Origin of the sequence: Krasilnikovia sp. M28-CT-15, assembly GCF_047159595.1 — a bacterium.
In the GTDB taxonomy this organism is placed as follows: domain Bacteria; phylum Actinomycetota; class Actinomycetes; order Mycobacteriales; family Micromonosporaceae; genus Actinoplanes.
Map to the genome: position 1 here is coordinate 3,464,248 of NZ_BAAGAK010000001.1, position 25,952 is coordinate 3,490,199.

Sequence of the window (25,952 nt, forward strand, 5' to 3'; positions counted from 1 at the left end):
ATCGCACCCGGTCGTGGATCAGGGCAGGTCGTGGGCGTCGTCCAGCGGACCGGGGGCGGTCGCCCGGCCGCCCAGCAGCTGGGTCTGCCCCAGCCCCGGGCCGGTGCCGGGCTGGCCCGTTCCGGGCGGCGCGCCGGGAACGTCGCCCTCGGCCCCGGGCAGCTCGCCGGGGTGGTGCATCAGAGGGTTGTCGTGCGCGTCGAGCGGGTTGCTGCCCGAGTGGTACTCCAGGCCGTCGCTGAAGCCGTCCGCGTCGGAGTCGCTGAGCCGCGGGTCCAGGCCGAGCACCCGTTCCAGCGCGTCGTCGAGCCCGTCGAGATCGGTGTCGGTCTGCGCCGGGGTGAGGCTGCCGTCGAGGTGCCCGTCGTGGTCGGTGTCGGGCGAGCGCGGATCGAGGCCCTGGGCCAGCTCGAACGCGTCGTTGAGCTGGTCGCCGTCGGTGTCGGCCTTGCGGGCGTCGGTCCCGTACGTGACGAGCTCCTGCGCGTCGCTGAGGTTGTCCGCGTCGGTGTCGGCGCGCAGCGGGTCGAGGCCGTAGCGGCGTTCGAGGGCGTCGCTGAGCCCGTCGTGGTCGCTGTCCGGGCCGCCGAGGTCGGGCAGCGGCGCGGGCTCCGCCGGGGTCAGCGGCGGGACGCCCAGCTCCGGTGGCGTCGGCGTGGCCAGCGGGGTGGCGCTGCCGTCCGAGACGCCGGGCAGCACCGCGGCGTACTCGAAACGGCTGCCCGCGGTGCTCTCGCGGACCCCGGCGCGCCGGTTGGCGGCCTCCACGATCTTGCCGTCGCCGAGGCTGATGGCCACGTGCGCGCCCGGGGTGCGGCCGTCGCCGGCCCGCGGCTCCCGGTCGAACGAGAACAGCAGGGCGCCCGGCGTGTCCTTCGCCTGCTCGACCGGAATCAGCAGACCTTTCTCCTTAAGATCAAGATATTGCGCGGTGGCCCCATCGGGGATTCGCACCCCGGCCTGATAAGCCGCCCACTGGGTGAATTCCGAGCAATCGAATACCGCGGGATCGGGATCACTCAGCTTGACCTCGGCGCCGAACACGTAAGGATCTCCGATTTGCGCCTTGGCCACCCGCAGCAACGTTTCCAGCGCGGCATTGTCGCCCACCGCGCCGCCCCGATCGGCGGTCACGAGACCCGTGACCTCGTGCACCGGCACCCCGGCCGGACCGTCGCCGGCCGACGCCGACACATGGTCGCCGTAACCGACCGTGCCGGTCCACACGCCGCGCCCCGGCCCGTCGCCGTACGCGACCGCGGCGGACTGCGCATCCTCGCGGTGCCGCAGGTAGCGCGAGCCCAGGCCGCCGTGCGTCACCGTCCAGGGCGAGATGTCGTGGCCGTGCCGGGACACCTCGAACGCCGCCTTCGCGTTGTCCTGCGGGTCGTACAGGTTGTACTTGGTCAGGAAGCTCGGATGTGCCCGGCCGTTGATCTGCCAGAGGCCGCGGGAGTCCTCGCCGTGCGGGTTGTGCGCGCGGCTGTTCCCACCGGACTCGGCGAGCGCGATCGCGGTCATGGTCGCCGCCTCGTCCGGCGAGAAGCCGGCGCGGCGGGCGAAACCATAGATCTGTTCCGCGGAGTACCTGGGCATGTTGTGAGCCTAGAACCCTCGATCCACCCTGCAAAGCGCGTTCCATTCTGCCCTTTGCGAGCAGCGGAAACAGCCGCTAAGTCGGACCGGCGACAAAGCCCGAAAGAGCTATTGTTCTGATCGACTTCCTGAGAGCATCATGGTCGGACGGCCGAGGGGGGCTCGGGCCGCTCGCCAGGGGGAATGATGCTCGCGCAACGGCCGCCTACGGTGTGGATCGATGACAGTCATGCCATCGTCCGGCGCGGAATGGCCGCCTGCCTGCAACAGGCCGACTTCGTGGTGCGCGGCGAAAGTGCCACCCTCGCCCCCGTGCCGGTCGTCGCCGACCTGGACATCCTCGTCTTCGAGTACGGCTCCACCGCGCTGCGCCGCGCGGTCCGGCTGGCCGAGGGCCGCGCCACCCGGCTGGTCGCCACGGTCCGCGACGTCAGCGAACAGTCCGTGCGCGAGCTCGTCGACGCGGGCGTCGGCGCGGTCCTGCCGCACCGCACGCTCACCCCGGACACCCTGATCGCGACCGTACGCGCGGTCGTCGCCGGCACGGTGGCGCTACCCGGCGACATGCTGGCCCGGCTGCTGCTGCACGTCACCCAGACTTCCCATCTCGGCCCGGCCGGGCTCAACGCCCGCGAACGTTCCGTGCTGCGGCTGCTGGCCGACGGTCTGGACACCCGGGGCATCGCCGAGGACCTGTGCTTCTCCGAACGCACGGTGAAGAACGTCGTGCACGACGTACTCACGAAACTGAACTGCCGGACGCGGGCACAGGCGGTCGCGGTCGCCACCCGCGAAGGCGTGATCTGACCGGCCATGGCCGCACCCGCGGAACCCTGGATCACCCTGGCCGACACGCTGCTGCAGCGTGAGGCGCTGATCTGCCGGCTCGCCGACGGCCGTCCCCCGCGCGACTTCGCCGGCCTGTACGTCGGCGACGAGGAGGTCGAGCGGGTGCTGTCCGGGCTGCCCGGCCTGGACGGCCCCGGCCCCGCCCGGGTCGCCGCGGTCCGCGCCGGCTCGGCGATCGCGGTGGGGCGGGCCCGGGAGGCGTTCCGGGCGGCGCTGACCGGCACCTCCCGGCTGGCCGCCCTGGCCCGCGCCGCGCACCTGGGCACACCCGAAGCGGAGGTGCTCGCGCTCGTCGTCGCAGTCGAACTGTCCCCGGCCCGGCAGCGGCTCGTGGCGTACCTGCAGGATTCGGTGCAACTGCCCCGGCTCACCCTGGCCACCCTCGCCCAGATCTTCGCCGACGACCCGGGACATCCGGCCGAGCGCGCCCTGGCACCCGGTGCGGGTCTGCGCCGCGCCGCGCTGGCCCGGCTGGGCGGCGACGGGCCGTGGGCCACCCTGGTCGCCGAGCCCGCCGCCCGGCTCGTCTGGCACCTGCGCGGCGACACGTCCCCCGACCCCGCGCTGCCGCCCGGCACCGTACGCGTGCCCGGCGACGCGCCGCAGCGCCCCGGCGGGCTGCTGCTGGTGCACGGCGGCGACCGGGAGAGCCGGTTGCGCGCGGTCCGCGCCCGGTGGCCCGGTGCCGGGCTGCTGGTCTGCCCGCCGCCCGAGGCCGTCGCGGGCTGGGAGGCGGTGGCGCGCGAGGCCACGATCGGCAACCTCGTCGTCGTCCTCGAAATCGCCACGCCGCTGACCGCCGCCGCCCGCGACGCGGTCACCCGCGGCGCCCACCTCGACTGGGTGCTGTCGTCGGCGGGGGAGCAGCCGCTCGAGGCCGTGCCGGACCGGCCGTGGCAGGAGATCCGGGTCGGCGACGGGGAGGCCGACGCGGACGACTGGCAGCGGGTGCTGGGACGCCCGCCGGATCCGGCGTACCGGCTCAGCCGGGAGCAGCTGCGGCTGGTCGCCGCCGCGGCCTCGGCCGACTCCGGCCAGGTCGCCCCGGCGGTGCGGCGGCTGGCCGGGGGACACCTGGACGGCGTCGCGGTGCGCATCCGGCCCCGCCGCGGCTGGGACGACCTGATCCTGCCCCCGGACGAGACCGGCCAGCTGCACGAACTGTCCGCCCGTCACCTCGGCCGCGACACCGTGTACGGCCGGTGGCACTTCAGCCCCGTGCCGTCCACCGGGGTGGTGGCGCTGTTCGCGGGCCCCTCCGGCACGGGTAAGACCCTCGCCGCCGAGGTGGTCGCCGGGGAACTGGGCCTGGATCTGTACAAGGTGGACCTGTCCGCGGTCGTCAGCAAGTACATCGGGGAGACCGAGAAGAATTTGGAGCGCATCTTCGGCGCGGCCGCCGCCGGAGACCTCGTGCTCTTCTTCGACGAGGCCGACGCCCTGTTCGGTAAGCGTTCCGAGGTCAGCGACGCCCACGACCGGTACGCCAACATCGAGGTGGCGTACCTGCTGCAGCGCCTGGAAACCTACGACGGGCTGGTCGTGCTCGCCACGAACCTGCAGCGCAACATCGATCCCGCGTTCCTGCGCCGCATCTCGGTCGCCATCGACTTCGTCGCCCCGGAGGAGCCGCAGCGCCGCGCCATCTGGGCCCGCGCCTTCCCGCCCACCGCGCCGCTGGGCGACCTGGACCTGGACTTCCTCGCACGGCAGTTCAAGGTCACCGGCGGGGTGATCAGCAACGCGGCGCTGGGTGCGGCGTTCCTGGCCGCCGCCGAGGACAGTCCGATCACGATGCGCCATGCCGTGCTGTCCATGAAGCGCGAGTTCCAGAAGCTCGGGCGGCTGCGCACCGAGAAGGAGTTCGACCGCTACTTCGACCTGGTGAATCGAGACGCCGATGCTGCACCTGCTCGATGAGACGCTGGAGGCGTTCCTGCGCGCCGAGGTCCCGCTGCCGGCCCGCGATGTCGACGTGGCGTTCGAGGCGCCCGACTCCGACTGGTCGGCGGCGCTGTCGTCGCGGCCCACGGTCGACCTGTACCTGTGGGACGTGCGCCCGAATCTGGCCGAGCGCGACTTCGGCGAGGTCATCCTGGAGGAGGAGGACGGACGCCGGTTCCGTCGCGACCCGCTGCCCCGGGTCGACTGCCGTTACCTGGTGACCGCCTGGACCAGCGAGGTGCGCGACGAGCATTCCCTGCTCGGCGACGTACTGTCCACAGTGTTGCTGCATCCGGTGATCGCGGCCGAGCACGTGCAGGGGGTGTTCAGCTCGGTGCGGCCGCTGCCGAGCCTGCGGCTGCGCAGCGGTGACGGTTCGGAGAACTCGGACTTCTGGTCCGCTCTGGGCGGCCAGCTAAAGCCCGGCCTGGACCTGGTCGTGACGGTCACGCTCGACGCGGCGCTGCGGGCCGCCGCCGGCCCACCCACCGAGACCATCACGGTACGGACCGCCAGCGGCATGCCCATTCAATAACCACCTGGTGCCCACCAGGCTGCCGAACCCCACCCCGTAACGAGCCGGTCGTCATTATCAGGGCGCCTGGCTGAATGGCTGGCGTTGTTGCTGCGACCGATGATCGGCCGCTGTGCCAGCTCTTCAAGGCGGTCGGTCAGCTCGTCCGCTTCGGCGAGCGCACCTGTGATCATCTTCATCAGTTCGTGCAGTCCGGCACTGCGGCTCTCGGCATCGATGCGCGGGGCCGCCGCGCGGACGTCGCGCACCTCCAGCGCGGCAACTGTTTCCTCGGGAGTGCGCGACATCAGGTCCGCCCAGGCAGACGCGCGTCTGTTCACCGCGTCGTTCGCGGCTGCTAGAACCGCGTGGCCGATCGACTCTGCGTCGACCTGACGCGACCAGTCCGGGCGGATCTCGATCCGGTCGATGTGACCCTCGGCATTGAGATACACCTCAACCGTGCCCGACTCGTCCGAGCCCGCAGCGGGCGGCGGCTGGCGGATCAGGGACGCTGCAGTCTGCTGCAGGCGGCGCAGTTCCTCCGCGGCGTTCAAGCGCACCCCCCGAATGCTGATACGTGGCTCGACGTCGCAGGACATTAGCAGCGTATCCGTCGTCCGCGCCGCCCGTGGTCTTCGCCCCAGTGGTCAGGGCAACCGCGACCCGCTCGGCTCTGCTTCAATGGCTGTATGTCGAACCTCGGCGTCCAAGCCCCCCGTCGCGGTCCCGGCCTGGCGCTGCTCGTCTTGGCCATCCCGGTGATCATGTTTGTCGCCATTGCCGCAGTCCTGATCGTCTTGAAGGTCGCGCACAGCCCTGCCCGATGGACCGCCGTCAACAAGACCTGCCCCGTATTGGACGCGTCCACCGCTGCCGCTCTTGGAATGGTTGCTACGCCGTTGCCCGACGACAACGTGCGAGGCGCCCGCGATACGTCCGAATTGCGCAACTGTTTCTACAGTCCCGGCGATGGGTCCCACCACGACCTGCAGGTGAGCGTGAGCCTGTACCAAGGCAGCATCCTGCGTAGTTCACATGCCGAAGCCGTCGCCGCCCTCGATGAATACCCGCCGAGCGGCTTCCGGCCGCTGGGGCAACAGGACGACAATCACCGGTTCGGTGATCGCGGCCCAGGATCCAGCCGTCTTGTGCTGATCAACCTCGTCGACAACGCCGAGGTGCGCGTCCAGCTCTACAACCGCGACAAACTCGGCACGGCGACCGACGCGGCGACAGAGAACCTCCGCGCCCCGATGCAGGCCGTCGCTGATCAGGCCATCGCCAACCTCGGGTGATGCGACGCCCGGTCGCGCCAACCGCACTCCGACGTTCGCCGTCGCACGGAACGTCCGAGGCGACCGCAGCCGGAATCGGAGAGGCCCGTTTCCGACCCGGGTGGTTCAGTTCGGGCTCCATACCCGCGTGACGTTGTCGGCCCCTCGGCCCGGCAGCTATCGTGCACCCGCCCTCGGATGTAGCCCGCCGTGTCGTTGCTTGCCGGTATATCGGACCCGGCGCCGGCGCGGCGGTGGAGGAGCCGGACGATGGTCCCGGCGCAGGAGTGCCAGCTTCCCTCGGCTGCGAAGTTCACTACCCGTCCAGCCCTGCGACTCGAGGGGTTCGGCTGCGGCCATCGTGATCTGAAGAGCCTGCGACCCCTTGGCGCTGTTGCTCACCGAAGTACGTCATCTCAGGGCGAGGGAAACTTCACGGTTTAGTCAAGTGTTGAACATCAATGCAACTATCGTATATCCATTGCCAGGCGTCACTTCCTCCGGTAGAAGTACGGTGCACGCTGATGATTCGCTGTCACGGGAGGTCAGCCAGGATGACGACAGCACGCCAACATCGGAGGCGGGCAGCCGTTGCCGTCGCAACGGTAGCCCTGTCCGCGGTATCGCTCGCCGCGATGGCAAGCCCCGCGAGCGCCGACTCGAAACATGTGCAGTGTTCCGCAGGCGGTGACACGCTCAACACGACCGTGTACTACCAGAGCAATGGCTCGTACTGGTTCGTCGAGTCCAACAGCTTCACGCTGATGGAGAACTCGCAGGACAAGAACAACGTGTACATGCGTCTGCGAAACAACGGCGGAAACAACACGTATTTCGCCTGGACCAGCGGAGACGACATCGTTGGCGAGCACACCTATCAGATCCCGGTCAACGAGAACGTACCGAAGTCCGGCAGTCCGTACATGAAGACGAACGCCATCTTCGACCAGAGCGGCTCGGACCCGAACTGCTCGACGTACGCCAACCTGTAGCACCCCGGTGACGTGTGGCTGCCGCTCGCGACGCACGCGCGGCAGCCACACGTCGTGCAGCTTCGGAGGTTCGGACGGCCGTGCGATGGAGGCGGGTGTCGTTGATCGTTGCGGCGGCCGGGGCGGCGCTCGCCGCCATGATGGCGGTGGTGACGAACCTGCCGGATTCCTCCGCGGAGAAGGTGCCGGCCCCACCTTCGACGCCGGCTCCGTTCCTCGTGGACGCCGACTCGAACGGCGCGATCGTCTTCGATCTGGCTCGCGAGGTGATTGTCGGATACGACCGATCAGGAAAGGTGATCTGGCAGGATCCGGCGATGACCCGGAGTGCATACGTCACCTGCCTGGCCTCGTGTCCGGACGCGGTCGCCTCAGGCGCGTTGAGGGGCCCGGAGTCCGGCGACGGTTGGCCGGAGATCGTTCGTTCGGGGAGCGAGTCGCACACGCGCCAGATGAAGGGGAATGATCTCGTACTGCTGGCGCGCAGCGCGCAGACCAGGGTCGTGCTGGAGCGCCGCCCCGAAGGAGCGGCACTGGTGAACTATCACGACGGCAGAGCGCAGCAGCGCCTCCCACTGAGCACCCCGAAGATGCCGCTGATCACGGCCGGTCCGACCGGCGAGCTTCTGATCTTGAGTCGTGACGAGTCGTCCTCGACGATCTTCCTGGTGCGGCCGAGTGGCACGGGTTGGGTGATCACGCCGGAGAACGACGAAGCCGCCGTCGGTGGCTGTGTGAACCGGCAGAGCCATGCGATCGTCTACGCCGACCACGCGGTCGTCATCGGCAAATCGGGGCGGAAGACCGTCCCCCAACCCCACGTCGGCGCATGCCACCTCGTGGGCGACACCCTCCTGGCGGAGACGATGAGCGTCGGTCCGTCCGGACACAGGTCGTTGGTACGGTACTGGGATCTGCGACTCGACACCGGTTGGACGATGGAAGGGGCCGACAAGGTGAGCGCCGACCTGGATCCCACAGGGCAGCGGGCAGCGGTCGTTCAAGGCACGGTGGCGACGATTCGATCAGAGGCCGGGAGTCAGGTCGTGCGGGACGTCGTCGATGCCAGATATGCAGAGGACGGTTCGCTGGTCCTTCTCCATCCCGATGCGAGCGTCTCGCGCAGATGACTGACTCAGCACCTTCCGAGGTCCGCCTCCAGCTCGACGGTGCCGGCCATCATTACCGGGCGGGTCGCCGGATCGGTCCCATCACGTTCACCGCGGGTGTCGGTCAGGTCGTCGGCCTCGTCGGTGCGAACGGCAGCGGGAAGACCACCACGTTCCGGATGATCACCGGGCTCGCGACGATCGACAGTGGAACCGTGACGGTCGATGGAACCGGCGTGCGTTACGGTTTCCTGCCGACCGCAACGACCGCCATGATCGAGGAACCGGCCTTCTACGACTGGGCTTCCGGGCGGGACAACCTGCGGCTGGCGGCCGGCGGCCGCGCTGACCGGAACGACAGGATCGGGGCCGTCCTGCAGGAGGTCGGTCTCTCCGGGGCCGCCGATGATCTGGTCAAGCGATATTCGCAGGGCATGCGTCAGCGCCTCGGCCTGGCCAGGATACTTCTCCACGACGCCCGGCTCATCCTGCTGGACGAGCCCACGAACGGGTTGGACCCGGAGGGCATGCGGTGGCTTCGTGAGCTGCTGCGGTCACTGGCCGGGCGAGGGGTGACCATCCTCGTCTCCAGTCACCTCCTGCACGAGCTCGAGCAGATCGCCGACACGCTGGTCGTTCTCTCGCACGGAAAGGTACTGCTGGCCGGCGATGCCGCTGCCATCTGTGCCTCCTCCGACAGCCTCGAAAGTCTCTACCTCCGGCTTGTCGATTCGGATCGGGGATGAAGGCGGCGTCGGCAACGGCTGCCGAACTGAGGTTGCTGATACGCAGCCGCCCCGTGCTCCTGGTGAATGTCGGTGCGGGGCTGTGGGTGCTGGGGCAGGTCACGCTTCGCGCGAGCGAGGCGTCGGTCCCGGTCACGCCCGGCGACGTTCTCGTCGATCTCGCCGACGGGGTCCGGGTCGCGACGGCCGTTGCGGCCGCCTTCGGCGCGGCGTACCTGCTCGGCGCCCATTGGCACCACAGGGCCGGCCAGACGCTCTACCTGGCCGGGGTCCGGCGCGTCGAGACGGCGGCATACGCGTCCGCCGCGTGCTTTGTCCTGTCGTTCGGCGTCCTCGGCGCATTCGCGGCCGTCGGGCTCCTCGCGGCGCCACTGCTGTCGATGTTCCCGACACCGGCGCTCGCCGTCCCGTTCCACCATGCGGATTTCTGGGGAGCCTTCGCCGTTCTGATCCTCACGCTCATTGCCGGCAGTGCGATCTGGACGCTGGTCGGGGGTGCCCTCGGCGCAGGTGCGGGCAGCCGGTCCGCCGGGAGTGCCGCCGCGATGCTGTTGTTCGCGATGAGCGTGGTGGGTGAACGTGTCGCCGCCACCTATCCCATGATTCGTTCCGTCTGGGTGTTGTCCCCGACCGGTTCGGCGAATGTTCTGCTGACCGGTCACAGCATCCCGGACATGCCGCAGAGTTCGGCCAACCCCGGTTTGGGTGTCGCCGGACTGGCGTGTTGGGCCGGGTTGTTGTGGGGTTTGGCGACCTGGCGGTCCAGGCAGGTCGGCAGGGGCAGAAGCGCCACCGCCGCCCCAACCTTGCGAGCACAGCTGGTCGCGCGCCTCGTGCGGTGTGGTGGGGGTGCTCTCTTGGTGGCCGCCATGCTCGTATCCGGCTGGCTGCTTCCGCCCGCCATCGCTGCGCAGATGCCCTGGCGATACACCTACGACTGGCGTCGCGACGAGGCCGCGCACACGGCTCCCGACGACGTGACGAGGCGGATGCTCGCAGCGCTGACCACGACCGGTGAGCTTGATGAAAGCTACTTCGCCGGCAATGGTTACACACTGGCCAGGCCGTACGTCCCGCAGCTCCAGGCGGCCGCCGGGTCCGGCTCGGTCTTCAACATCATGAGTTCCGACAAGCCTGGTGAGGTGGCGATCCTCACGGGCCCGTACAGCGGCGAAGAACTGATGGTGTGCCTCCACCACGTCGAGGGTGAATGGCGGATCATCGGAATGCGCAAGAACCTGCCGTGTCAGGATTTTCTCGATGAGTGGTAGGTCCTGGCTCGTTCATCGCATGGCGATCGCGTTGCGCAACAGTTGGGGCCCCGTGCTGCTGGGCGCGACGACGGGGTTCCTTTCTGCACTGGTGCCGTCCGGCTTCGCCGTCTATCCGGACGGAGCCGGGGTTCTCGGGGGAATGGGAGCCGCCTGCCTCGGAGCCGCCGCCCTGGCTCCAGTGGTGTTGGTCTTCCTCGTGGCCTCCGCCGTCGGCCGTGACGACGACGACCGGGTCAGCGTGGAGTACTTCTTCAGTGATGTCAGCGCCCTCTGGTATCGGGGCGGTGCGTGCGGCGCCGGCGTGGCGCAGTGGACGGTCTTCGTTGTGTGCGCCATCGCTGCGGGTGCCATCACCGGCCTCGGCGACGGGCTACGTCAGGCGCACCCGGTGGGTTCGGCCGGTAAGGTGCTGCTGCCTTTTCTCCTGCTGGTGCTGGTGACGGCCTACCTGGGAATCATCGCGGCCGGCGTGTCGGTGAACGCGAACGGTCGCCTGCGCGGTTTCGCCTGCAACTATGGCCTGCTCGCACTGTTCCTCGCGCTGCTGGCACTCGGCCCGGAAAGCCCCTTGGCGCAGATCGCGCGGTTTCTCCCCGCGGCGCCGTTGTGGAGCCTGCTTCCCCGAGAGGTGACGGGACGGTACACGCAGCCGACGCCGTGGGTCGAGTCGGTCGGGGTGGCCAGCGCATGGGTGTTTCTCGGGGTTGTCGCCTTCCTCAGCCGCGTTCGGCGTGGCGGCCTGGCGAATCAGGAGTGACGGGCCGGTCGGGTGGTTCGGAGGTGGTAGCCCGCGACCGGACCTGCGCCGGGCCCTGATCCAGATCCAGGGCGTGAAATCCGCTGGGAAGGAGCCTGACGGCGGATCTGTTCGGTGGTGGAGTTCGTCGCGGTTGGACCTTCCTGGGGAAGGCGCCCACCGTGGTGGAATGGCCGTCTCGTTGCGCGACCCGATCATCCACGAAGGTCCCCAGATACGTGCCGTTCGGGCGGTACACGTCGCTACCGAAGCGTCGGCCGACATGAACGCCGGCCCGGGAGAACACGTCGTCACCGACCAGGAAGCAGGCGGGCCTGCCCCTCAGGTCCCAATACCACTGCACCTCATCCGCCATCTGACCTCCTCGTTCGTGATCGCGGACCAGTTGCGTCCTCGGATGTCTGCCCTCCCCGACATTTCTCACCTCGACCTCCCACGGTAGGCGCGAGCAGACGATGACACATCGGGGATGCCCCCGACGCCCTGGCCAGGGAACCGGACCGTTTTCCCCGCCGCTCGGCGGGCGGCGGGTGCCCGCGCCGCGCACGTAACTGATCCGCAGTCTCGAATTGGCCGTGCCTTCGGGCGCCGCTGAGACTGCGAGCGTGCCTAACCGGCTCGAAGCCGTTCGAGGGTCTGAGCCACACGTCGGGTGCGGGTATCGGCGCGCTTCGCGCCGACGATCCACTCGACGTACTCGCGGCGATGGGTGAATGACAGGCGCTCGAAGGCCGCCCCGGCCGCCTCGTCACCGGCCAGCGCCGAGGCCAGGTCGTCCGGCACGGTCAGTACCCGCGGACGGTCGTCACGCTCGACCGTCAACTCGACCGTGTCTCCGACGGCGACCCCGGCCGCCTCTCGGGTGGTTTTGTGGAGACCGAGGCACACCTTGCCGCCGCCCATCCCCATGGTGGAACTGGCGAAGTCGACACCGTTGAGCGTCCCGGTCACCCGCATCCGGCTTCCGCCACCCAACGCCGAAACGACATGATCCGGAAGCATGACGAACGCGCCGCCGCCGCGACCGGCCTCCAGTGCGGCGGTGAACTGCTGACCAGACACGCTCTCCTCCTCGGTGTGCGGCGGGTGAGCCCGCAGTTTCTCAGCAGCGCACGGCCACGCTGTCGAAGCGGGCGCTGAACGAGGACGGACTCGCCCCCTGCTGGGCCCGGTTCAGCACGGCCACCCCGACCTGCACGGTCCGCGGCAGGTCCAGATGGATGCTGCCGAGATCTCGCAGTTCGGCATCGGACACGGCACGTGCCTTGGCGGTGATCGTGTCGCCGGTCCGGACGAGCTGCAGGACCCCCCGCTGCGCGTCCGTCTCGATCAGGGTCCGATCCTTGCGCAGCGGGGAGTGCACCTTCACGTGGGGACCATGGTCCTTGTACTCGAACACGATGGCCCCGGAATCGCCGTAGCCGCGCTCCAGCCGTACGTAGCTGCCGGGGCCGTTCCACAGCACCAGGCCCGCGCCCTGGTAGAACTGGTGCGGCGCCGCCGTCACGTCCGTCTCCAGGGTGAAGTCGCCCGTGACCGGTCGCAGCAGCATCGGGGCGGCCAGGTGGGTCTCGAAGATGTCGGAGCCGTCGGATGCCTCCATCGTGACCGCGCCGTCCGCCACCGTGACATCGGTACGTTGCCGCTGCCAGGCTGGATCGAGGGTGCCTGCCTCGAATGAGTCCGCGAAACCGCAGGCCGCCGCGGAGGCGCCGCCGCTGTCCGCACCGGTACGACGAAGGGCCGCGACGGTGACCGCCGCACCGCCCACGGCGAGGACGGCCACGACCACCAGCACGGCCCGCGTCCGCCGGTGCCGGGGCGGGGCGCCCCCGCCTGCGCGGTCTCGGCCGGCAACCCCACCACCGGGACCATCCGCGACGGTGGGCCCGGCAGGCCCGGGCTCCGCGGCGTCGGGAGGCGCCGGTTCCGTCGGGCCGCGTCGTGGCCCGGGCACCCGGTCGGCTTGTCTGACGCCTGCGGCATCGCCGGATTCCGCAGGCGGTGGTGCGCCGCGGCCGGATGTGGGCGAGCCGTCGGCCGGGTCGCCCTCGACGATGATCCGGCTCGTGGCGCTGGGGCGCGCGGCGGCGGCCCTCGGCGGCTGCGCCGGGGGAGGGAACACCCCGGACGCGGTCAGCCGGGCCGCTCCGAGCGCGATGCTGTGCTCGGGATGCGGATCCAGCGCGGTCGGGCACCCGAACGTCGAGCCCAGGACCTGAGTGACCAGCGGGATACGGGACGAGCCGCCGGACAGCAGGATCGTGCGAAGCTGGTCCGCCGACACCCCGGCCGAGCGCAGCGCCCGCCGCATCGCGCCGGTGGTCTCCTCCAGCGGGGGAAAGATCATGGCCTCGAACTCGTGGCGGGTCAGGCGTACCCGGGTGTGCAGGCCGGGCAGCGCGACCGGCACCAGCACCTCGGTGTCCTCGGACAGCGCCTCCTTGGCCTCGACGCAGTCGCGGCGCAGCCGTGCGCAGGCGGCCCCTACCTCGGGGTCGTCCGTGTCCGGGGCCGACGCGCCGAGAGTGGCCAGCACATGGTCGAAGACGGCCTCGTCGAAGTCGATCCCGCCGAGCTGCTCGATGCCCTCGGGCTCGCCCAGCAGCTCGAATCCGGTGGCCGTGCGCCGCAGTACGGCCGCGTCAAAGGTGCCGCCGCCGAGGTCGTAGACCGCGATGATCTCGCCGGGCGTGACCCGCTCGCCCGAGGCGAACTGCACGGCCGCCGCCTCCGGCTCGGTGCGCAACGCGATGGTCTCCAGGTCGGCGAGCCGGGCGGCCTGGCGCAACAGGTCCCGCTTGTACGGCCCCCAGTTCGCCGGGCAGGTCACCACGACCGACGCGGGCGGCCCGCCCTCCGCCGCTGCCGCGGTGCCGAGGATGTGGTCCAGCTGCCGGGCCATGAGGGCGTGCGCGGAGTACGGCGCCCCGCCCACCAGCAGCGGCACCGGGTCGCCGAGGCGCCGCTTGAATTCACGGGCGATCCGGCCCGGCGCGGTCTCGCCGCGGCGGGTGGCGGGCTCGCCGACCAGTACGGGCCCGTCGACGGGCAGGTAGACGACGGACGGGACCTCGGGGCGGCGGGCACCGAGCCGCAGCACGTCGCAGCCGTCGGACCGCCGCACCGCCGCTGCGGTGTACGTGGTCCCGAGGTCGACGCCGAGCCCGTATCCCACCGAACCTCTCATTTCCGGCCGGTCGCGTCACGCGTTGTCGGTCGCGTCCGCCGGTGCGTCCGCGGGCCCGCGGAACCGGCGCGACACGATCCACTTCTCGACGCGCAGCGTTTCCTGGTTGCAGTTGCGGCAGAGCCCTTCCAGGTTGGTGTCCAGGTTGTACCAGGTCTCGCGCTCGGGCTGGATCATGGTGAGGCCGGTGTCCTGGAAGTGTTTGACCACCGGCGTCTTGTGGTCGAGCGAGAACGCTCGGACCTCGTAGCCGGGCACGTTGCCGCGCGACGAGAAGTACTCCTTGCAGTCCTGGCACTGGTAGAGGTCGAACTGGTCGGGGATGACCTCGCCCGGGTTGCGGGCGCGCCAGTACTCCAGCCCGGCGTCGTACGCCTTGCGCTGGTGCCTCTCCCGGACCCCGGAGGCCCAGTCCCCGTAGAAGGTGTCGCGCCACAGTGGATAGCCGCGGAAGCCCTGCGCGATCGAGTCGCCCTCGACGAACCGGGACCGGTGGCCGAGGTTCTCCAGGTCCTTGAGGTGCAGCGTGGTCCCCGCGGTCTCCAGCTGGGTCCGCCACAGCGAGACCTGGTCGGTCACCTTCTGCCGGTACGCCGCCTTGGTCAGGAACTGGTTGCCGAAGAACTGGCTCATGATCTCCTTGGTGCCGCTCTGGTACGCGGTCTCCTGCCCCGGGATCTCGGCCTCCAGCCGGCCCATCGCCTGCGACAGCTCCGCGGCCTCGGTCTTGCCCTCGGCGGGGAAGGCGGGATCCTTCATCGCCTTGTCGAGCTTGCCCTTGAGCCAGCCGGGCGACGACGCCATGAACAGCTGGGGTTTGCCGCCCACGTTCTCGAACCAGACGGTGTGCCCCATGCCGTCCATCGAGAACGGCGTCTTGCCGGCGGGCACGATCGGCCCGTCCGGGCCCACCGCGGCGGCCGGGTCGGCGGGCTGGGCGGGTGTGCCGCCGCCGACGCCGAGCGCGTTCAGCGCCGACTGGCCCAGCGACTTGGCTTTGGCGAACAGCCACTCGACCGCCTCGTCGATCAGCTTCTGGAGTTCCTTGACGTGCTCGGCCAGCTCCTCCGGGACGCTGCCCAGCCCGGCCTGGTTGGCCAGGAACCCGATCGCCACCGGCACCGCGTTGGCGAGTCCCTTCTCGACCTTCGCGGCGCCGGACTGGATGTCGCCCTTCGCGATCGACGCCAGCGTCGACACGTAGTCGTTGATGATCTGCAGAATCTCGCGGACGTAGTCGATGACCGACTGCACCGCCTTGAAGAACGCGATGGTGCTGTTGACCACGGCCATGATGCCGGTGGGGTCCAGCATGGACAGCAGCTTGGCGGTGGCCTTCTCGACGATCTCCTTGGTGATCCAGTCCATGACGATGCCCAGTAGTGTGTCCCACAGGTTGCCGAGCTGGCCCTCGACGTACTTCCAGATCGCGGCGACGCCGTTCTCCTGCACGTCCTTGATGAACTCCCAGGCCTCCCCGGCCATCTCCAGACCGGCGCGGATCTTGCGGACGTTCTCCTCGCCGATCGTCTTGCCCAGCTTCTGCCAGAGCATCTCGGTGGTGATGCCGAGCACCTGCAGCACCAGGTTCAGGATGGACTTCAGCGACAGGTCGGGCGGCTTCTGGATGCCGATCTTGGCGAGCCCGCGGAACAGCCAGTCGGCCAAGCCGTTCAACAGGTACGTCAGAACCTTGTCGAGGAAACCGAACAGGCCCGTCTTGAGCGCCTGCAACAGGTTGAGGAAGAACGCGACCGGGTCGCGTTTGATGTCCTCGATGGCCGCCATCGCGTTGGACACGATGCTGCCCAGTAGCTCGGACGGGAAGTTCATCAGCTTGAGGACCAGGGTCACGACGACCTTGAGGACCTCGCCGACGAACGCGACGATGCGTCCCAGCGGCTCGCCGAACTTGTCCAGCACCCGGATGAACGCGCCGATCGGGTTGAGCAGGTCCTCCAGCGTGAGCATGTTCCACACGCCGAGGAACGTGTTCTTGATCAGGTCCACGGAGATGCCGAGCCGGGCCATCGCGCCCTCGATCTGCGCGGCGGCGTCCGCGATCACCCCGGCCTCGGCCAGCTTCTGGTACGTGGCCTCCCCGTTGGGCAGCAGCGCGATGAAGCCCCCGATGAGGTTCTCCGCGGACCGCGGCACCGGCGTACCCGTGAACGGGTCCATCCCGATGATCACGGTGAGCAGTTTGAAGCCCCGGGTCTGGTGCGCGTGCTTGCTCAGCCAGTCCAGCAGGGCATCCTTGATCAGGCTCAGCACCGTGCCGATGACGTCGTACGCGAACGCCCCGATCCGTTGCACCAGGCCGATCGCGTCGTGGGCCAGCTTGCTCAGATTGTCGGCCAGGTGCGCGATGTTCTCCGGCTGGATGGCCTTCCACCCCGCCTGGAACAGCGCGACCAGCTCACCGATCAGCCCGAGGAATCGGGGCACCTGCAGGTCCAGCCAGTCCGCGGTCTTCTGCAGGGTGCCGCGTTCCTGCATCTGTGCCAGGGCGCTCTGCTTGCCGATCAGCTTGAGGAAGTCCGCCAGGATCTCGACCGTCGGGGCGTTCACCGGGGTGCCGCGCAGCGGGTCGGTGTGCAGCACCTTCTTCGTCAGGTCCCAGACCGGCGTGCCGACCAGGTACTTCTCCGCGAAGCCGACCGCGGCGTCGCGGATCAGCTGCACGACCGCGTCGATGATGCCCTTCACGAACGCGAGCGCGTCGTTGTACAGCCCGTCGACGTGCTTGGTCACCACGGCGACGTTGCCGTCGATGCCCTTGGTGACACTGATCTCGGACCAGGCCTGGTCGACCTCGCGCTGGAAGCGGGCCAGGGTCAGGTTGTGCGCCGACAGCCCACTGTCGATCATTTTGTACGCGTCCTGCAGCACCCCCATCTCCTGTAGCTTCCCGGCGACCACCCCGCCGAACGGCACCAGGCCGAGCACCCCGCGGACCAGGTTCTCCGGGGTCCGGGCGACCGTACGGTTCGCGATCGGGTCGTAGCCGGTGACGACCGCCAGCATGTCGTAGCCGGGGATGGCGTGCACCGCCGAGACCAGCGGGGCCAGGGCCCAGTCCGGCAGCAGGCTGTCGGAGTCGCGTTGCAGCCCCAGCCGGTACACGCCGACCGACTGCTGCTGCACCACGTGGGTGGCCTCGTGGGCCATTAGCGCCAGGTCGCCGGCGGACTCCCCGGCGCCGAGGAAGATGTGCCCGCCGGTGGTGAAGGCCCGGGCGTTGAGCTGCGCCGCCCCGGCCGCCGCGCGCTCGGACGCGTGCACCTGCACCCCGCCGAGGTCGAACCGCAGGTGCGCCTCGACCCGCGCGCGTACGTCCGGTGGGATGGGCGAGCCCGGCCCCGGCTCGGTCAGCAGAGCGCCCAGCCCCGCCGGGGCCTCCGCGCCGGGATCCCCGGCGGCCGCCGCCGGAGTGGCCAGCCGGGACAGTCCCGGCGCCGGCCCGGCCGTGGTCTCGGCGTCCCGGCCGAGCGCGACCTGGGCGGCCACCGCGTCGGCCTCGCGTTCGAACCGGTCGCCCGGCTGGCTCACGGTCAGCTTGGGCTGTACGTGCAGGCGCCGCAGCGCGTGCCCACCGCCCGCGGTGAGCGCGCCGAGGGGTACGGGGTGCGGCGACCGGCCGGTCACGAGGCGGGCGATGGCGGCGTTGCCGCCGGCCACCGCCGGATCCCGGCTGCGCGCCGGGGGCGTGGACTCCGCCGGGGTGTCGGCGGCGCGGGCGACGAGCACCGGACCGGGCTCCGCGGTGCGGGCCACGGTCTCGGCCTCGGCTCGGGACGGTTGCCGGGCCCCGCCGCCATCCCCGACGAGGGGCGCGGGCGAACGTTCCGACCCGCTCTGCGTGTCGGTCTGCGGCTCCTCGCGCGTGGACAGCTTCACCGGCGACCCCCGACCCAGCATCGGTGCCACCATCGCGGCGGGCAAGGTGCCCGGTGCACCGCTGCACCTTCGGCTGCACCGGCGCACCTTTCTCCCGTACGCGGGGCGGCGCACGCTCACAAGGTCGGCACGACGCGGAGGTGAGGCGATGACGCGGGTCCTCATGGGGGACTTCAGCGCCCTGCACCGCCTCGGCCTGGAGGACATCCTGCGCACCGACGGCATCGAGCTGATCGACACCGCGGGTACGGACGTCCTGGCCCGGCTGCTCGAGGCGCTGCCCGACGTGATCATGCTCGATCTCGACAAACATGGAACCGGTGATCTGGTGCACGTCATCGTCCACCGGTTCCCGGCGGTGAAGGTGGTGGCCTGCTCGTCGCGCCGCCCGCGAATGCGCATCTTCCCGCCGCTGCACTACGGCGAGTTCTACGAATCCGATTGTGATCCCGCGCTGCTCACCAGCGCGGTGCAGGCCTGATGAAGGGGTGCCAGCATGGCCGCGTCGTACGGAGCACCGGGCGTCTACATCGAGGAGCAACCCAGCGGCTCCATGCCCATCGAGGGGGTGGGAACGGCCGTCGCCGCGTTCGTGGGGTTCACCGAACGCTACGACAGTGAGCAGGGCGACCCCACCGATCCGGCCGGGGTGAAACCCCAACTGGTCACCAGTTGGCCCCAGTACGAGCGCGTGTACGGCGGGTTCGTGCGCGGCGCGATGCTCCCGCACGCGGTGCGCGGGTTCTTCGAGAACGGCGGCAGCGCGGCGTACATCTGCCGGGTTCCGGGCGCGAACGGGGACGACGGCGGGGCCGCCCGGCCCACGCTGACGCTGCCGGTCGCCGACCAGCCGGGCGTGGCCAGCCTGCGCGTGTCCGCCCTGAACCCGGGCGTACGCCTGGAGGTGGAGGTCGTCCCGCCACCGCCAGCCGTCGAAGGCGCCGAAGGCTCGGAGAGCAGCGCCGCCGGTGAGTACACGCTGCGCGTCTACGAGGACGGGACGCTGCGCGAGGAGCTGAGCGGGCTGTCGTTCAGCGGGCGCAGCGCGCGCTCGGTCGAACGTACCGTCAATGAGCGCTCCCAGTTCCTGCGGATCGAGATGCAGCCGCTGCAGGGCGCGTCGCTGGCCGAACGGGCCCCCGCGCCCGGCCGCTACGAGCTGCAGGCCCCGCCGGTGTCCACCAAGGCGGTCACCCCGGCCGACCTGGTCGGCTCCGAGACCGAACGCACCGGATACCAGGGCCTGGCCATCGCCGAGAACGTCACCATGGTCGCCATCCCCGACCTGGTCACCGTGGCCACCCGCCGGGACGGCTCGGTCGACGAGGAGATGTACCTCGCCGCGCAGCAACAGCTGCTCGACTACTGCGAGGCCAGCCACACGAAGATGGCGATCCTGGACACCCCGCCCGGGCTCAACGCCACCCGCGCCCTGGAGTGGCGGGGCCGGCTGGCCCGCGACAGCGCGTTCGCCGCGCTGTACTACCCGAACGTGGTGATCAGCAACCCGCTGGCCCGGCCCGGCGCCACCAACGGCGAGCTGTACCTGACCGTGCCGCCGTCCGGGCACGTGGCCGGGGTGTGGGCGCGCACCGACGGCGCCCGCGGGGTGTGGAAGGCGCCGGCCAACGAGGCGTTGCGCGGCGCCGTGCGGCTGGAGACCGACGTGACCAGCGGCGAGCAGGACCTGCTCAACCCCGAAGGAATCAACTGCATCCGTTCGTTCGGCAGCTACGGCACCAAGATCTGGGGGGCGCGCACCCTCGCCAAGACCGACCCGAGCTGGCGCTATGTCAACGTGCGGCGGCTGTTCAACTTCGTCGAGGAGTCGATCCGCCGGGGCACCCAGTGGGCGGTGTTCGAGCCGAACGACTTCGACCTGTGGCAGCGGGTCAAGCGCAACATCACGTCGTTCCTGCGTGGTCTGTGGAGCCAGGGAGCGCTGGTCGGGGCCACCCCGGAGCAGGCGTTCTACGTGGTGTGCGACGAGAGCAACAATCCGCCGTCGTCGGTGGACGAGGGCAAGCTCATCGTCGAGGTCGGCATCGCTCCGAGCAAGCCCGCCGAGTTCGTCATCTTCCGGATCAGCCAGTGGCAGGGCGGCGGCGCCGCGACGGAGTAAGGGGAGACCGACATGCCAGACCTGATGACCACGTTCAACTTCGTCCTGGAGATCGGCGGAGTCGAGATGGCCAGCTTCCGCAAGTGCTCGGGCGTCGAATCGGAGACCGAGACGATCGAATACAAGGAGGCCACCAAGGACGGCAAGATGATCATCCGGAAGGTGCCCGGGGCGATGAAGTGGAGCGACATCACCCTGGAACGCCGCATCGACGAGTCCAAGGCACTGTGGGAGTGGCGCAAGCAGGTCGAGGACGGCGACGTGGACGCCGCGCGCCGGGACGGCTCGATCGTCATCAAGGACTCGACGCACAAGGAAGTCGCCCGCTGGAACTTCGAACGCGGCTGGTGCTCCAAGTGGACCGGCGCCGAGCTGGACGCGGGCGCCAACGACGTGGCCACGGAGAAGATCACCATCACGCACGAAGGGCTGCACCGGGCATGAGCGGGCTGCAGACCGAGTATCCGTTCACGCTGCCGAAGGGCTTCGTGGACGACAACGGCACCCTGCACCGTACGGGGGTGATGCGGCTGGCCTGCGCCCGCGACGAGATCGAGCCGCTGCGCGACGGCCGGGTCAAGGAGAACGACGCGTACGCCACCGTCATCGTGCTGTCCCGGGTCGTCACGGAACTCGGCACGGTGCAACGGGTCACCACCAAGACGATCGAGTCGCTGTTCGTCAGCGACTTCGGCTATCTCCAGGACCTCTACCGGATCATCAACTTCCAGGACCCGAGCATCCTCGACGCCCTGGAGCCGGGCACCCCTTTCCCGACGGCGTCCGTGGGGGTGGGTTAGGGCACTACGCCCACGACGAGCTGTGGCAGGAGATCGCTTTCCTGGCGTACCACCTGCACTGGGACCTCGACCGGCTGCTGGACCTGGAACACGGGGACCGGATTCTGCTGCTGCGGGAGGTCGGCGGCCTGAACGAACGCGCATGGCAAGGAGTGCAGGGTGGCTGAGGCGCACACGATGGACCCGCCGTTCGTCGGCAAGTTCACGCTGGAGATCGGGGCGACCGTGATCGGCTCGTTCACCGAGGTGTCCGGGCTGTCCGTGCAGCTCGACGTGGAGGAGCTCGCCGAGGGCGGGCAGAACGCGTTCACGCACAAACTGCTGGGCCGGATGAAGTGGCCCAACCTCGTGCTCAAGCGCGGCCTCACCGACACCGACGCGCTGTTCGAGTGGGTCATGGAGTGTTCCGGCGAGGGACTGACCGCCAAGAAGAACCAGATCAAGCCACGCGACGGCAAGATCAGTATCCGCAACGCCAAGGGCCTGCCCGTACGGACGTGGACGATCCTCGAGGCCAAGCCGGTGAAGTGGTCCGGCCCCCGGTTCGCCGCGTCGTCGCGCGACCTCGCCGTCGAGGAGCTGGAGGTGTGCCACAGTGGCTTCCGCTCCGGCAAGTGAGCGCCGCCCGCGTACGTTGCGCCGGGTCGTGCGCCGCCTGTTCACCGACCGGTGGGCCGGGCGCCGTGGCCGGCGCGGGCTGGACCCGGCGGCCGGTCCCGCGGTCGCGGCGGATCTCGCCGCCGCCCTGCCGGTGCGCGCCTCGTGGCCGGTGCTGCGGTGGTGGCGGCAATGGCGCTCCCGGCACACCGATTCGTCCCCCGGGCCCACCGGCCGGGGGATCGTCACGGCCCCGGCCATGCTGCGCGACTCTCCGGCTCGGAGCCGCGCGGTCACCGGCCGGGGCCTGTCCGGCGCGCGCGCCCGGCTCGGCGCCGTGCGCCCGCCACTGGTGTCCGGACCGGCGACCGGCCCGGACGTGCGTCCCGGCCACGAGCCGGTGCTGCGTCCGGCCCTCGTCCTGCGGGACCGCCGGGGCGACGCCCGGCCGGGGGACGGCCGGCGGCGGCCCGGCGACGCGGGCGTGGTCCGATCCGGAGGCGACCACCCGCATCCCTGGGCGGACGCGGGCGACGGTGCGCCGTACCGGGAGGGGCCGCTGGGGGTCCGCCCCGTGCTGGCCTGGACGGGTGCGGGCCGATCGCCCGGGCCCGCGGTGTCCGGTCCGGCCGGTGCGGGTTCGGGCGGCGGGGACACGAGGGCTGGTGGCCTGCTCGCGGGCGGCGACATGGCGAGCGGGGCCTTCGGGCCCGGCGTCGGCCGGGGCGCGGGATCCTCCGGCGGCGCCGTGGCCGGTACCGGTCCGGGCCTCGTGACCGGACCGGAGCTCAGGACAGGTCGGCGGCTGCCCGGCCGGGCGGGGTCGCTGACGTCGCGCCCCGGGCCCGGCCCGTCCGTGCGCACCCCCGAATCCGCCGCCGACCTGCCCGTGCTCGGCGCGGGGCCGCTGCCACCGGGAACGGGACCTGATCCCGCAGGCGCCGTGACCACTCGGCGGCCCAGCCACGGGCGGGGGCTGCTTGGCGGCTACGGGGCGCCCGTACCTGAAAAGCCCGTACCTGAAAAGCCCGGATCCGAAAAGCCCGGATCCGAAAAGCCCGGTGCCGACCCCCGGGCGCGGTGGGAGGCGGCGGTCGCCGCCCGGCCGTTGGAGGCACCGCGGACGCTGCCCGGCGCCCTGCACGCGATGGCGTCCGCGCTGACCGGCCGGGCCCGCCCGCCGATGTACACCACCGGCCCGGCCACCCGGCATGCGCTCGCGGCCGCCGGTGCACTCGGCGCCACCACCGGCACGGTCGTGCACCTGCCCGAGGCGCCGCCGAACGTGCCCGCCATGTCCGAAGTCCTGGCCCACGAGCTGACCCACACCCGTAACCCGGTGCGGCGGCCCCGGTTCCTGCTGGAGCACGTTTCCGGACTGCTCGACGACGACGAGCGGCAGGCCCTGTCCGCGGGCCGGGAGCGGCTCGCCGACGTGGGCCAGGGACTGCTGGGCGCGGGGCGGCAGGCGGGGGAGGGGTTGGTGAGCGCCGGTCGGCAGCGACTGGCCGAGGCCGCGCCGACCGCGGCGGGAATCGTGGACCAGCTGCCCGTCGGTGGCGGCATCGGCGCGGTCGGCGACGTCGCGACCCGCGCCGCCCGCGCCGCCGTGCTGGAGGCGGCGTCCGGTCCGATGGCGGGGCTCGCCGGCGCTGCGGGCGGCGCCCGGGACGCCGCAGCGGGGGCGCTGGACTCTGCGGGTGGCCTCGCCGCCGACGCGGCGTCCGGCGTCACCGGTGCCGTGGACGCGGCGGCCGGGGCGGTCTCCGGGGCCGCCTCCACGGTTGCGGGGGCGGCGAGCGGCGCGGTAGGGGCGGCGACCGGAGCGTTGGGGGCCGCGAGCGGTGCCGTGGGCGCGGCGAAGGCGGCGCTGGACCCGGACAAGGTCGTGGAGATCGTCGAGGCGCGGCTGCTGCGCGAGATCGAGCGCCGTGGCGGGCGCTGGGCAGGAGTGTTCTGATGACCGCACCCAGCGCGCCCGCGAAGGCGTTCCTCAAGACCGAGAAGAACGACCAGATCGACTTCCTGTTCAACCCGGCCGAGCTGACCATCACCAAGGCCAACACGTGGAACGCGGCCGAGAACAAGGGCGGCAACGCGCCCGAGCTGCGCTTCCAGGCCGGTCAGTCCGGCACCCTGGCGCTGAGCATCACGCTGGACACCACCGCCACCGGCAAGGACGTCACGGAGCACACCAACAAACTGCTCGACCTGCTCAAGGTGGACCCCAGCCTGCCCGGCTCGGACAAGCAGCGCAACAAGGCCCGGCCGCCGTGGGTGGAGTTCCACTGGGGCAAACTGCACTCGTTCAAGGCGATCGTGGAACGGCTGCAGCTCAAGTTCACGTACTTCGCCAGCGACGGGATGCCGTTGCGGGCCAAGGCCGACCTGTCCCTCAAGCAGTACAAGGACGAGGGCAAGCCGCTGCTGCAGAACCCCACCTCGCACACGCCCACGCTGCACACGGTGCACCGGCTCGGGTACGGCGAAACCCTCGACCGGGTCGCCGCCCGGCACTACGCCGACGCCACCCGCTGGCGGCTGATCGCCGCGGCCAACGGTGTGGTCGACCCGATCGGGCTCGACCCCGGCACCCTGCTGGTCATCCCCGAACTGCCGGTGCGCCGCCGTGGCTGAGGCGACCAAGCGCCTCGACGGCGTGGTGCTCACCGTGGACGGGCGGCCGCTGGCCCCCGACCTGTATTCGCGGCTGGCGATGGTCCGGGTCGAGGAGTCGGTGCACCTGCCGGACTACTTCGCGGTGCACTTCGACGACCCGCATTTCGAGCTGTTCGACCGGGGCACCTTCACGCTCGGCACCAAGCTGGACATCGCGTTCCGCGCCGAGGGTGATCCGGTGGTCGTCACGTCCGGGGAGATCACCGCGGTCGTCGTGGAGCCGGGCGCCTCCGGGCGGCACGAGCTTGTGCTCACCGGCTTCGACCTGACCCACCGGATGGCCCGGGAGCCGAAGTCGCGCAGCTTCCAGCGGGTCACCGACGCCGACATCGCCACCCGCATCGCGCGTGAGTACGGCCTCGACACCGACGTGGACGCCACCGGCTCGGTGCATGACTACGTGTTGCAGGCCGGGGAGACCGACTACGCGTTCCTGCGCCGCCGCGCCGCCCGCATCGGCTACGACGTGTGGGTCACCGAACGCAAGTTCTCCTTCAAACGCTCACCGCGCTCCACCGTCACCCCGCCGAAACTGCGCTTCGGCCAGAACCTGAGCCGGTTCACGGTGCGCTTCTCCGCCGCCGAGCGTAGCGACGAGGTGCAGATCCGGGGCTGGGACTCCCTCGGCAAGCAGGCCATCGCGGGCCGCGCCGACCAGCCCGACCCGGGTTCGGACGCCCCCGCCGCCACCGAGCTGACCGGGGCGGCGCGGCGCGCGTTCGGGCGGGTCAAGCGCAACGCCGGGCAGTTCCCGGTCACCGACCAGGCCGAGGCGGACAAGCTCGCGTCCGCGCTGCTGCTGCGCGCCTCCGGCGAGGAGGTGGTGCTGCGCGGGGAGGCGGCCGGGGACCCGAACATCGCGGCCGGGGCCAAGGTGCACATCGAGGGGGTGGGTTCCAAGCTCACCGGCAACTACCGGGTCACCGGCGTCGAGCACACCTACGGGGCGGGCCGCCCGTACGTGACCCGGTTCGTGTGCGGCGGCAAGGAGCCCGGCGGCATCGCCGACCTGACCGGCCCGGTCACCGCCGGGGGCGACCGGCGCGGCTGGGGCGGGCTGGTCATCGGCATCGTCACCAACAACGACGACCCGGAGAAGCTGGGCCGGGTACGGGTCACCTTCCCCACCCTGTCCGCCGACGACGAGAGCGCCTGGGCGCGGGTCGCCGCCCCCGGGGTGGGCCGCCAGCGCGGCATGCAGTGGCTGCCCGAGGTGGACGACGAGGTGCTGGTCGGCTTCGAACTCGACGACCACGCCCGCCCGGTGGTGCTCGGCGGGCTGTGGAACCGCGACGACGCCCCACCCCAGCCGGACGCCGCGTCCGGCGGCAAGGTGAAGCAGCGGGTGCTGGCCAGCCGCAAGGATTCCCGGCTCACGCTCGACGACGACGTGCCGTCGGTGGCGCTGACGCTGGGCGGCAGCCCGTGCACGCTCAAGCTGGCGCAGAGCGAGTCCACCCTCACCGGCGACCAGAAGCTGGTCATCTCCGCCAGCCAGGTGGAGATCAAGGCGACCCAGAAGCTGAGCCTCAGCGGCGCCCAGGTGGAAATCACCGCGTCCGGCGGGCTGACCGCGTCCGGCAAGCCGATCAAGCTGAACTAGGGG

Annotated in this window: 22 protein-coding genes and 1 pseudogene; 18 read left to right on the top strand and 5 right to left on the bottom strand. The window is 70.7% G+C overall.

Translation table 11 applies throughout. The annotated features are described in order from the left end of the window. Positions 1–18: 18 nt before the first annotated feature. The gene (locus tag ACMCNO_RS16085; protein ID WP_412750247.1) at positions 19–1,596 is read right to left on the bottom strand and encodes an NlpC/P60 family protein; all 1,578 of its coding nucleotides are present in this window, start codon (positions 1,594–1,596) and stop codon (positions 19–21) included. Between the two features lie 249 nt (positions 1,597–1,845). On the opposite strand from ACMCNO_RS16085, the gene ACMCNO_RS16090 reads away from it, so the two are divergent. Genes ACMCNO_RS16090 through ACMCNO_RS16100 form a run of 3 tightly spaced genes read left to right on the top strand, consistent with a single transcriptional unit; the run spans position 1,846 to position 4,924 of the window. Then, the gene (locus tag ACMCNO_RS16090; RefSeq protein ID WP_412750248.1) at positions 1,846–2,403 is read left to right on the top strand and encodes a LuxR C-terminal-related transcriptional regulator; all 558 of its coding nucleotides are present in this window, start codon (positions 1,846–1,848) and stop codon (positions 2,401–2,403) included. A 6-nt stretch (positions 2,404–2,409) separates the two neighbouring features. Then, a complete protein-coding gene (locus ACMCNO_RS16095; protein WP_412750249.1) occupies positions 2,410–4,365 on the top strand; it encodes an ATP-binding protein in 1,956 nt (651 codons plus the stop codon). Next, positions 4,346–4,924: a DUF4255 domain-containing protein gene (locus ACMCNO_RS16100; protein WP_412750250.1), complete on the top strand. Its 579-nt coding sequence runs from the start codon at positions 4,346–4,348 to the stop codon at positions 4,922–4,924. The genes ACMCNO_RS16095 and ACMCNO_RS16100 overlap by 20 nt, the downstream gene beginning before the upstream one ends. On the opposite strand, the gene ACMCNO_RS16105 is transcribed toward ACMCNO_RS16100, so the two are convergent. Continuing rightward, positions 4,918–5,466, bottom strand: a complete 549-nt coding sequence (locus tag ACMCNO_RS16105) for a YbaB/EbfC family nucleoid-associated protein (protein WP_412750251.1) — start codon at positions 5,464–5,466, stop codon at positions 4,918–4,920. The genes ACMCNO_RS16100 and ACMCNO_RS16105 overlap by 7 nt on opposite strands. A gap of 129 nt (positions 5,467–5,595) precedes the next feature. On the opposite strand from ACMCNO_RS16105, the gene ACMCNO_RS16110 reads away from it, so the two are divergent. The 6 genes from ACMCNO_RS16110 (at position 5,596) to ACMCNO_RS16135 (ending at position 11,058) form a co-directional block, all read left to right on the top strand. Further along, positions 5,596–6,201, top strand: a complete 606-nt coding sequence (locus ACMCNO_RS16110; RefSeq protein WP_412750252.1) for a hypothetical protein — start codon at positions 5,596–5,598, stop codon at positions 6,199–6,201. Positions 6,202–6,815: 614 nt separating this feature from the next. Continuing rightward, entirely contained in the window at positions 6,816–7,172 is a 357-nt protein-coding gene (locus ACMCNO_RS16115; protein WP_412750253.1) for a hypothetical protein, read from the top strand. Between the two features lie 95 nt (positions 7,173–7,267). Continuing rightward, positions 7,268–8,302, top strand: coding sequence for a hypothetical protein (locus ACMCNO_RS16120; protein ID WP_412750254.1), 1,035 nt, complete (start codon positions 7,268–7,270; stop codon positions 8,300–8,302). After that, a complete protein-coding gene (locus ACMCNO_RS16125; protein WP_412750255.1) occupies positions 8,299–9,027 on the top strand; it encodes an ABC transporter ATP-binding protein in 729 nt (242 codons plus the stop codon). The genes ACMCNO_RS16120 and ACMCNO_RS16125 overlap by 4 nt, the downstream gene beginning before the upstream one ends. Next, positions 9,024–10,298, top strand: a complete 1,275-nt coding sequence (locus tag ACMCNO_RS16130) for a hypothetical protein (protein ID WP_412750256.1) — start codon at positions 9,024–9,026, stop codon at positions 10,296–10,298. Before ACMCNO_RS16125 ends, ACMCNO_RS16130 begins: the two co-directional genes overlap by 4 nt. A gap of 19 nt (positions 10,299–10,317) precedes the next feature. Continuing rightward, positions 10,318–11,058 (top strand): hypothetical protein, encoded by a 741-nt coding sequence (locus tag ACMCNO_RS16135; RefSeq protein ID WP_412750257.1) that lies wholly within the window; start codon positions 10,318–10,320, stop codon positions 11,056–11,058. Between the two features lie 609 nt (positions 11,059–11,667). Here the strand turns inward: ACMCNO_RS16135 and ACMCNO_RS16140 are convergent. Genes ACMCNO_RS16140 through ACMCNO_RS16150 form a run of 3 tightly spaced genes read right to left on the bottom strand, consistent with a single transcriptional unit; the run spans position 11,668 to position 18,169 of the window. Continuing rightward, positions 11,668–12,120 (bottom strand): YdeI/OmpD-associated family protein, encoded by a 453-nt coding sequence (locus tag ACMCNO_RS16140; protein ID WP_412750258.1) that lies wholly within the window; start codon positions 12,118–12,120, stop codon positions 11,668–11,670. A 40-nt stretch (positions 12,121–12,160) separates the two neighbouring features. Continuing rightward, on the bottom strand, positions 12,161–14,236 hold the full coding sequence (locus ACMCNO_RS16145; protein WP_412750259.1) for an Hsp70 family protein: 2,076 nt from the start codon (positions 14,234–14,236) through the stop codon (positions 12,161–12,163). Between the two features lie 27 nt (positions 14,237–14,263). Continuing rightward, the gene (locus ACMCNO_RS16150) at positions 14,264–18,169 is read right to left on the bottom strand and encodes a DUF4157 domain-containing protein (protein WP_412750260.1); all 3,906 of its coding nucleotides are present in this window, start codon (positions 18,167–18,169) and stop codon (positions 14,264–14,266) included. Positions 18,170–18,296: 127 nt separating this feature from the next. Between ACMCNO_RS16150 and ACMCNO_RS16155 the strand changes: the two genes are divergently transcribed. The 9 genes and pseudogenes from ACMCNO_RS16155 (at position 18,297) to ACMCNO_RS16195 (ending at position 25,949) form a co-directional block, all read left to right on the top strand. Continuing rightward, positions 18,297–18,629, top strand: a complete 333-nt coding sequence (locus ACMCNO_RS16155) for a hypothetical protein (RefSeq protein ID WP_412750261.1) — start codon at positions 18,297–18,299, stop codon at positions 18,627–18,629. Positions 18,630–18,644: 15 nt separating this feature from the next. Then, a complete protein-coding gene (locus ACMCNO_RS16160; RefSeq protein ID WP_412750262.1) occupies positions 18,645–20,270 on the top strand; it encodes a phage tail sheath family protein in 1,626 nt (541 codons plus the stop codon). A 12-nt stretch (positions 20,271–20,282) separates the two neighbouring features. After that, complete coding sequence (locus ACMCNO_RS16165; RefSeq protein ID WP_412750263.1) at positions 20,283–20,714, top strand: phage tail protein; 432 nt, start codon at positions 20,283–20,285, stop codon at positions 20,712–20,714. Continuing rightward, positions 20,711–21,070 (top strand): hypothetical protein, encoded by a 360-nt coding sequence (locus ACMCNO_RS16170; protein ID WP_412750264.1) that lies wholly within the window; start codon positions 20,711–20,713, stop codon positions 21,068–21,070. Before ACMCNO_RS16165 ends, ACMCNO_RS16170 begins: the two co-directional genes overlap by 4 nt. A gap of 17 nt (positions 21,071–21,087) precedes the next feature. After that, positions 21,088–21,237: pseudogene (locus ACMCNO_RS16175) on the top strand (DUF6760 family protein); the annotation flags it as partial. Beyond that, positions 21,230–21,688, top strand: a complete 459-nt coding sequence (locus ACMCNO_RS16180) for a phage tail protein (protein WP_412750265.1) — start codon at positions 21,230–21,232, stop codon at positions 21,686–21,688. The pseudogene ACMCNO_RS16175 and the gene ACMCNO_RS16180, both read left to right, overlap by 8 nt. Next, a complete protein-coding gene (locus ACMCNO_RS16185) occupies positions 21,666–23,627 on the top strand; it encodes a DUF4157 domain-containing protein (protein ID WP_412750266.1) in 1,962 nt (653 codons plus the stop codon). Before ACMCNO_RS16180 ends, ACMCNO_RS16185 begins: the two co-directional genes overlap by 23 nt. Further along, positions 23,627–24,304, top strand: coding sequence for a CIS tube protein (locus ACMCNO_RS16190; protein ID WP_412750267.1), 678 nt, complete (start codon positions 23,627–23,629; stop codon positions 24,302–24,304). The genes ACMCNO_RS16185 and ACMCNO_RS16190 overlap by 1 nt, the downstream gene beginning before the upstream one ends. Continuing rightward, positions 24,297–25,949, top strand: a complete 1,653-nt coding sequence (locus ACMCNO_RS16195; protein ID WP_412750268.1) for a VgrG-related protein — start codon at positions 24,297–24,299, stop codon at positions 25,947–25,949. Before ACMCNO_RS16190 ends, ACMCNO_RS16195 begins: the two co-directional genes overlap by 8 nt. Positions 25,950–25,952 lie beyond the last annotated feature (3 nt).

Bases quoted from the DNA above. Each gene is read 5' to 3' on its own strand.
- ACMCNO_RS16085 (WP_412750247.1), bottom strand. From the start codon at position 1,596: ATGCCCAGGTACTCCGCGGAACAGATCTATGGTTTCGCCCGCCGCGCC.
- ACMCNO_RS16090 (WP_412750248.1), top strand. From the start codon at position 1,846: ATGGCCGCCTGCCTGCAACAGGCCGACTTCGTGGTGCGCGGCGAAAGT.
- ACMCNO_RS16095 (WP_412750249.1), top strand. From the start codon at position 2,410: ATGGCCGCACCCGCGGAACCCTGGATCACCCTGGCCGACACGCTGCTG.
- ACMCNO_RS16100 (WP_412750250.1), top strand. From the start codon at position 4,346: ATGCTGCACCTGCTCGATGAGACGCTGGAGGCGTTCCTGCGCGCCGAG.
- ACMCNO_RS16110 (WP_412750252.1), top strand. From the start codon at position 5,596: ATGTCGAACCTCGGCGTCCAAGCCCCCCGTCGCGGTCCCGGCCTGGCG.
- ACMCNO_RS16115 (WP_412750253.1), top strand. From the start codon at position 6,816: ATGGCAAGCCCCGCGAGCGCCGACTCGAAACATGTGCAGTGTTCCGCA.
- ACMCNO_RS16125 (WP_412750255.1), top strand. From the start codon at position 8,299: ATGACTGACTCAGCACCTTCCGAGGTCCGCCTCCAGCTCGACGGTGCC.
- ACMCNO_RS16130 (WP_412750256.1), top strand. From the start codon at position 9,024: ATGAAGGCGGCGTCGGCAACGGCTGCCGAACTGAGGTTGCTGATACGC.
- ACMCNO_RS16135 (WP_412750257.1), top strand. From the start codon at position 10,318: ATGGCGATCGCGTTGCGCAACAGTTGGGGCCCCGTGCTGCTGGGCGCG.
- ACMCNO_RS16150 (WP_412750260.1), bottom strand. From the start codon at position 18,169: ATGCTGGGTCGGGGGTCGCCGGTGAAGCTGTCCACGCGCGAGGAGCCG.
- ACMCNO_RS16155 (WP_412750261.1), top strand. From the start codon at position 18,297: ATGACGCGGGTCCTCATGGGGGACTTCAGCGCCCTGCACCGCCTCGGC.
- ACMCNO_RS16160 (WP_412750262.1), top strand. From the start codon at position 18,645: ATGGCCGCGTCGTACGGAGCACCGGGCGTCTACATCGAGGAGCAACCC.
- ACMCNO_RS16165 (WP_412750263.1), top strand. From the start codon at position 20,283: ATGCCAGACCTGATGACCACGTTCAACTTCGTCCTGGAGATCGGCGGA.
- ACMCNO_RS16170 (WP_412750264.1), top strand. From the start codon at position 20,711: ATGAGCGGGCTGCAGACCGAGTATCCGTTCACGCTGCCGAAGGGCTTC.
- ACMCNO_RS16190 (WP_412750267.1), top strand. From the start codon at position 23,627: ATGACCGCACCCAGCGCGCCCGCGAAGGCGTTCCTCAAGACCGAGAAG.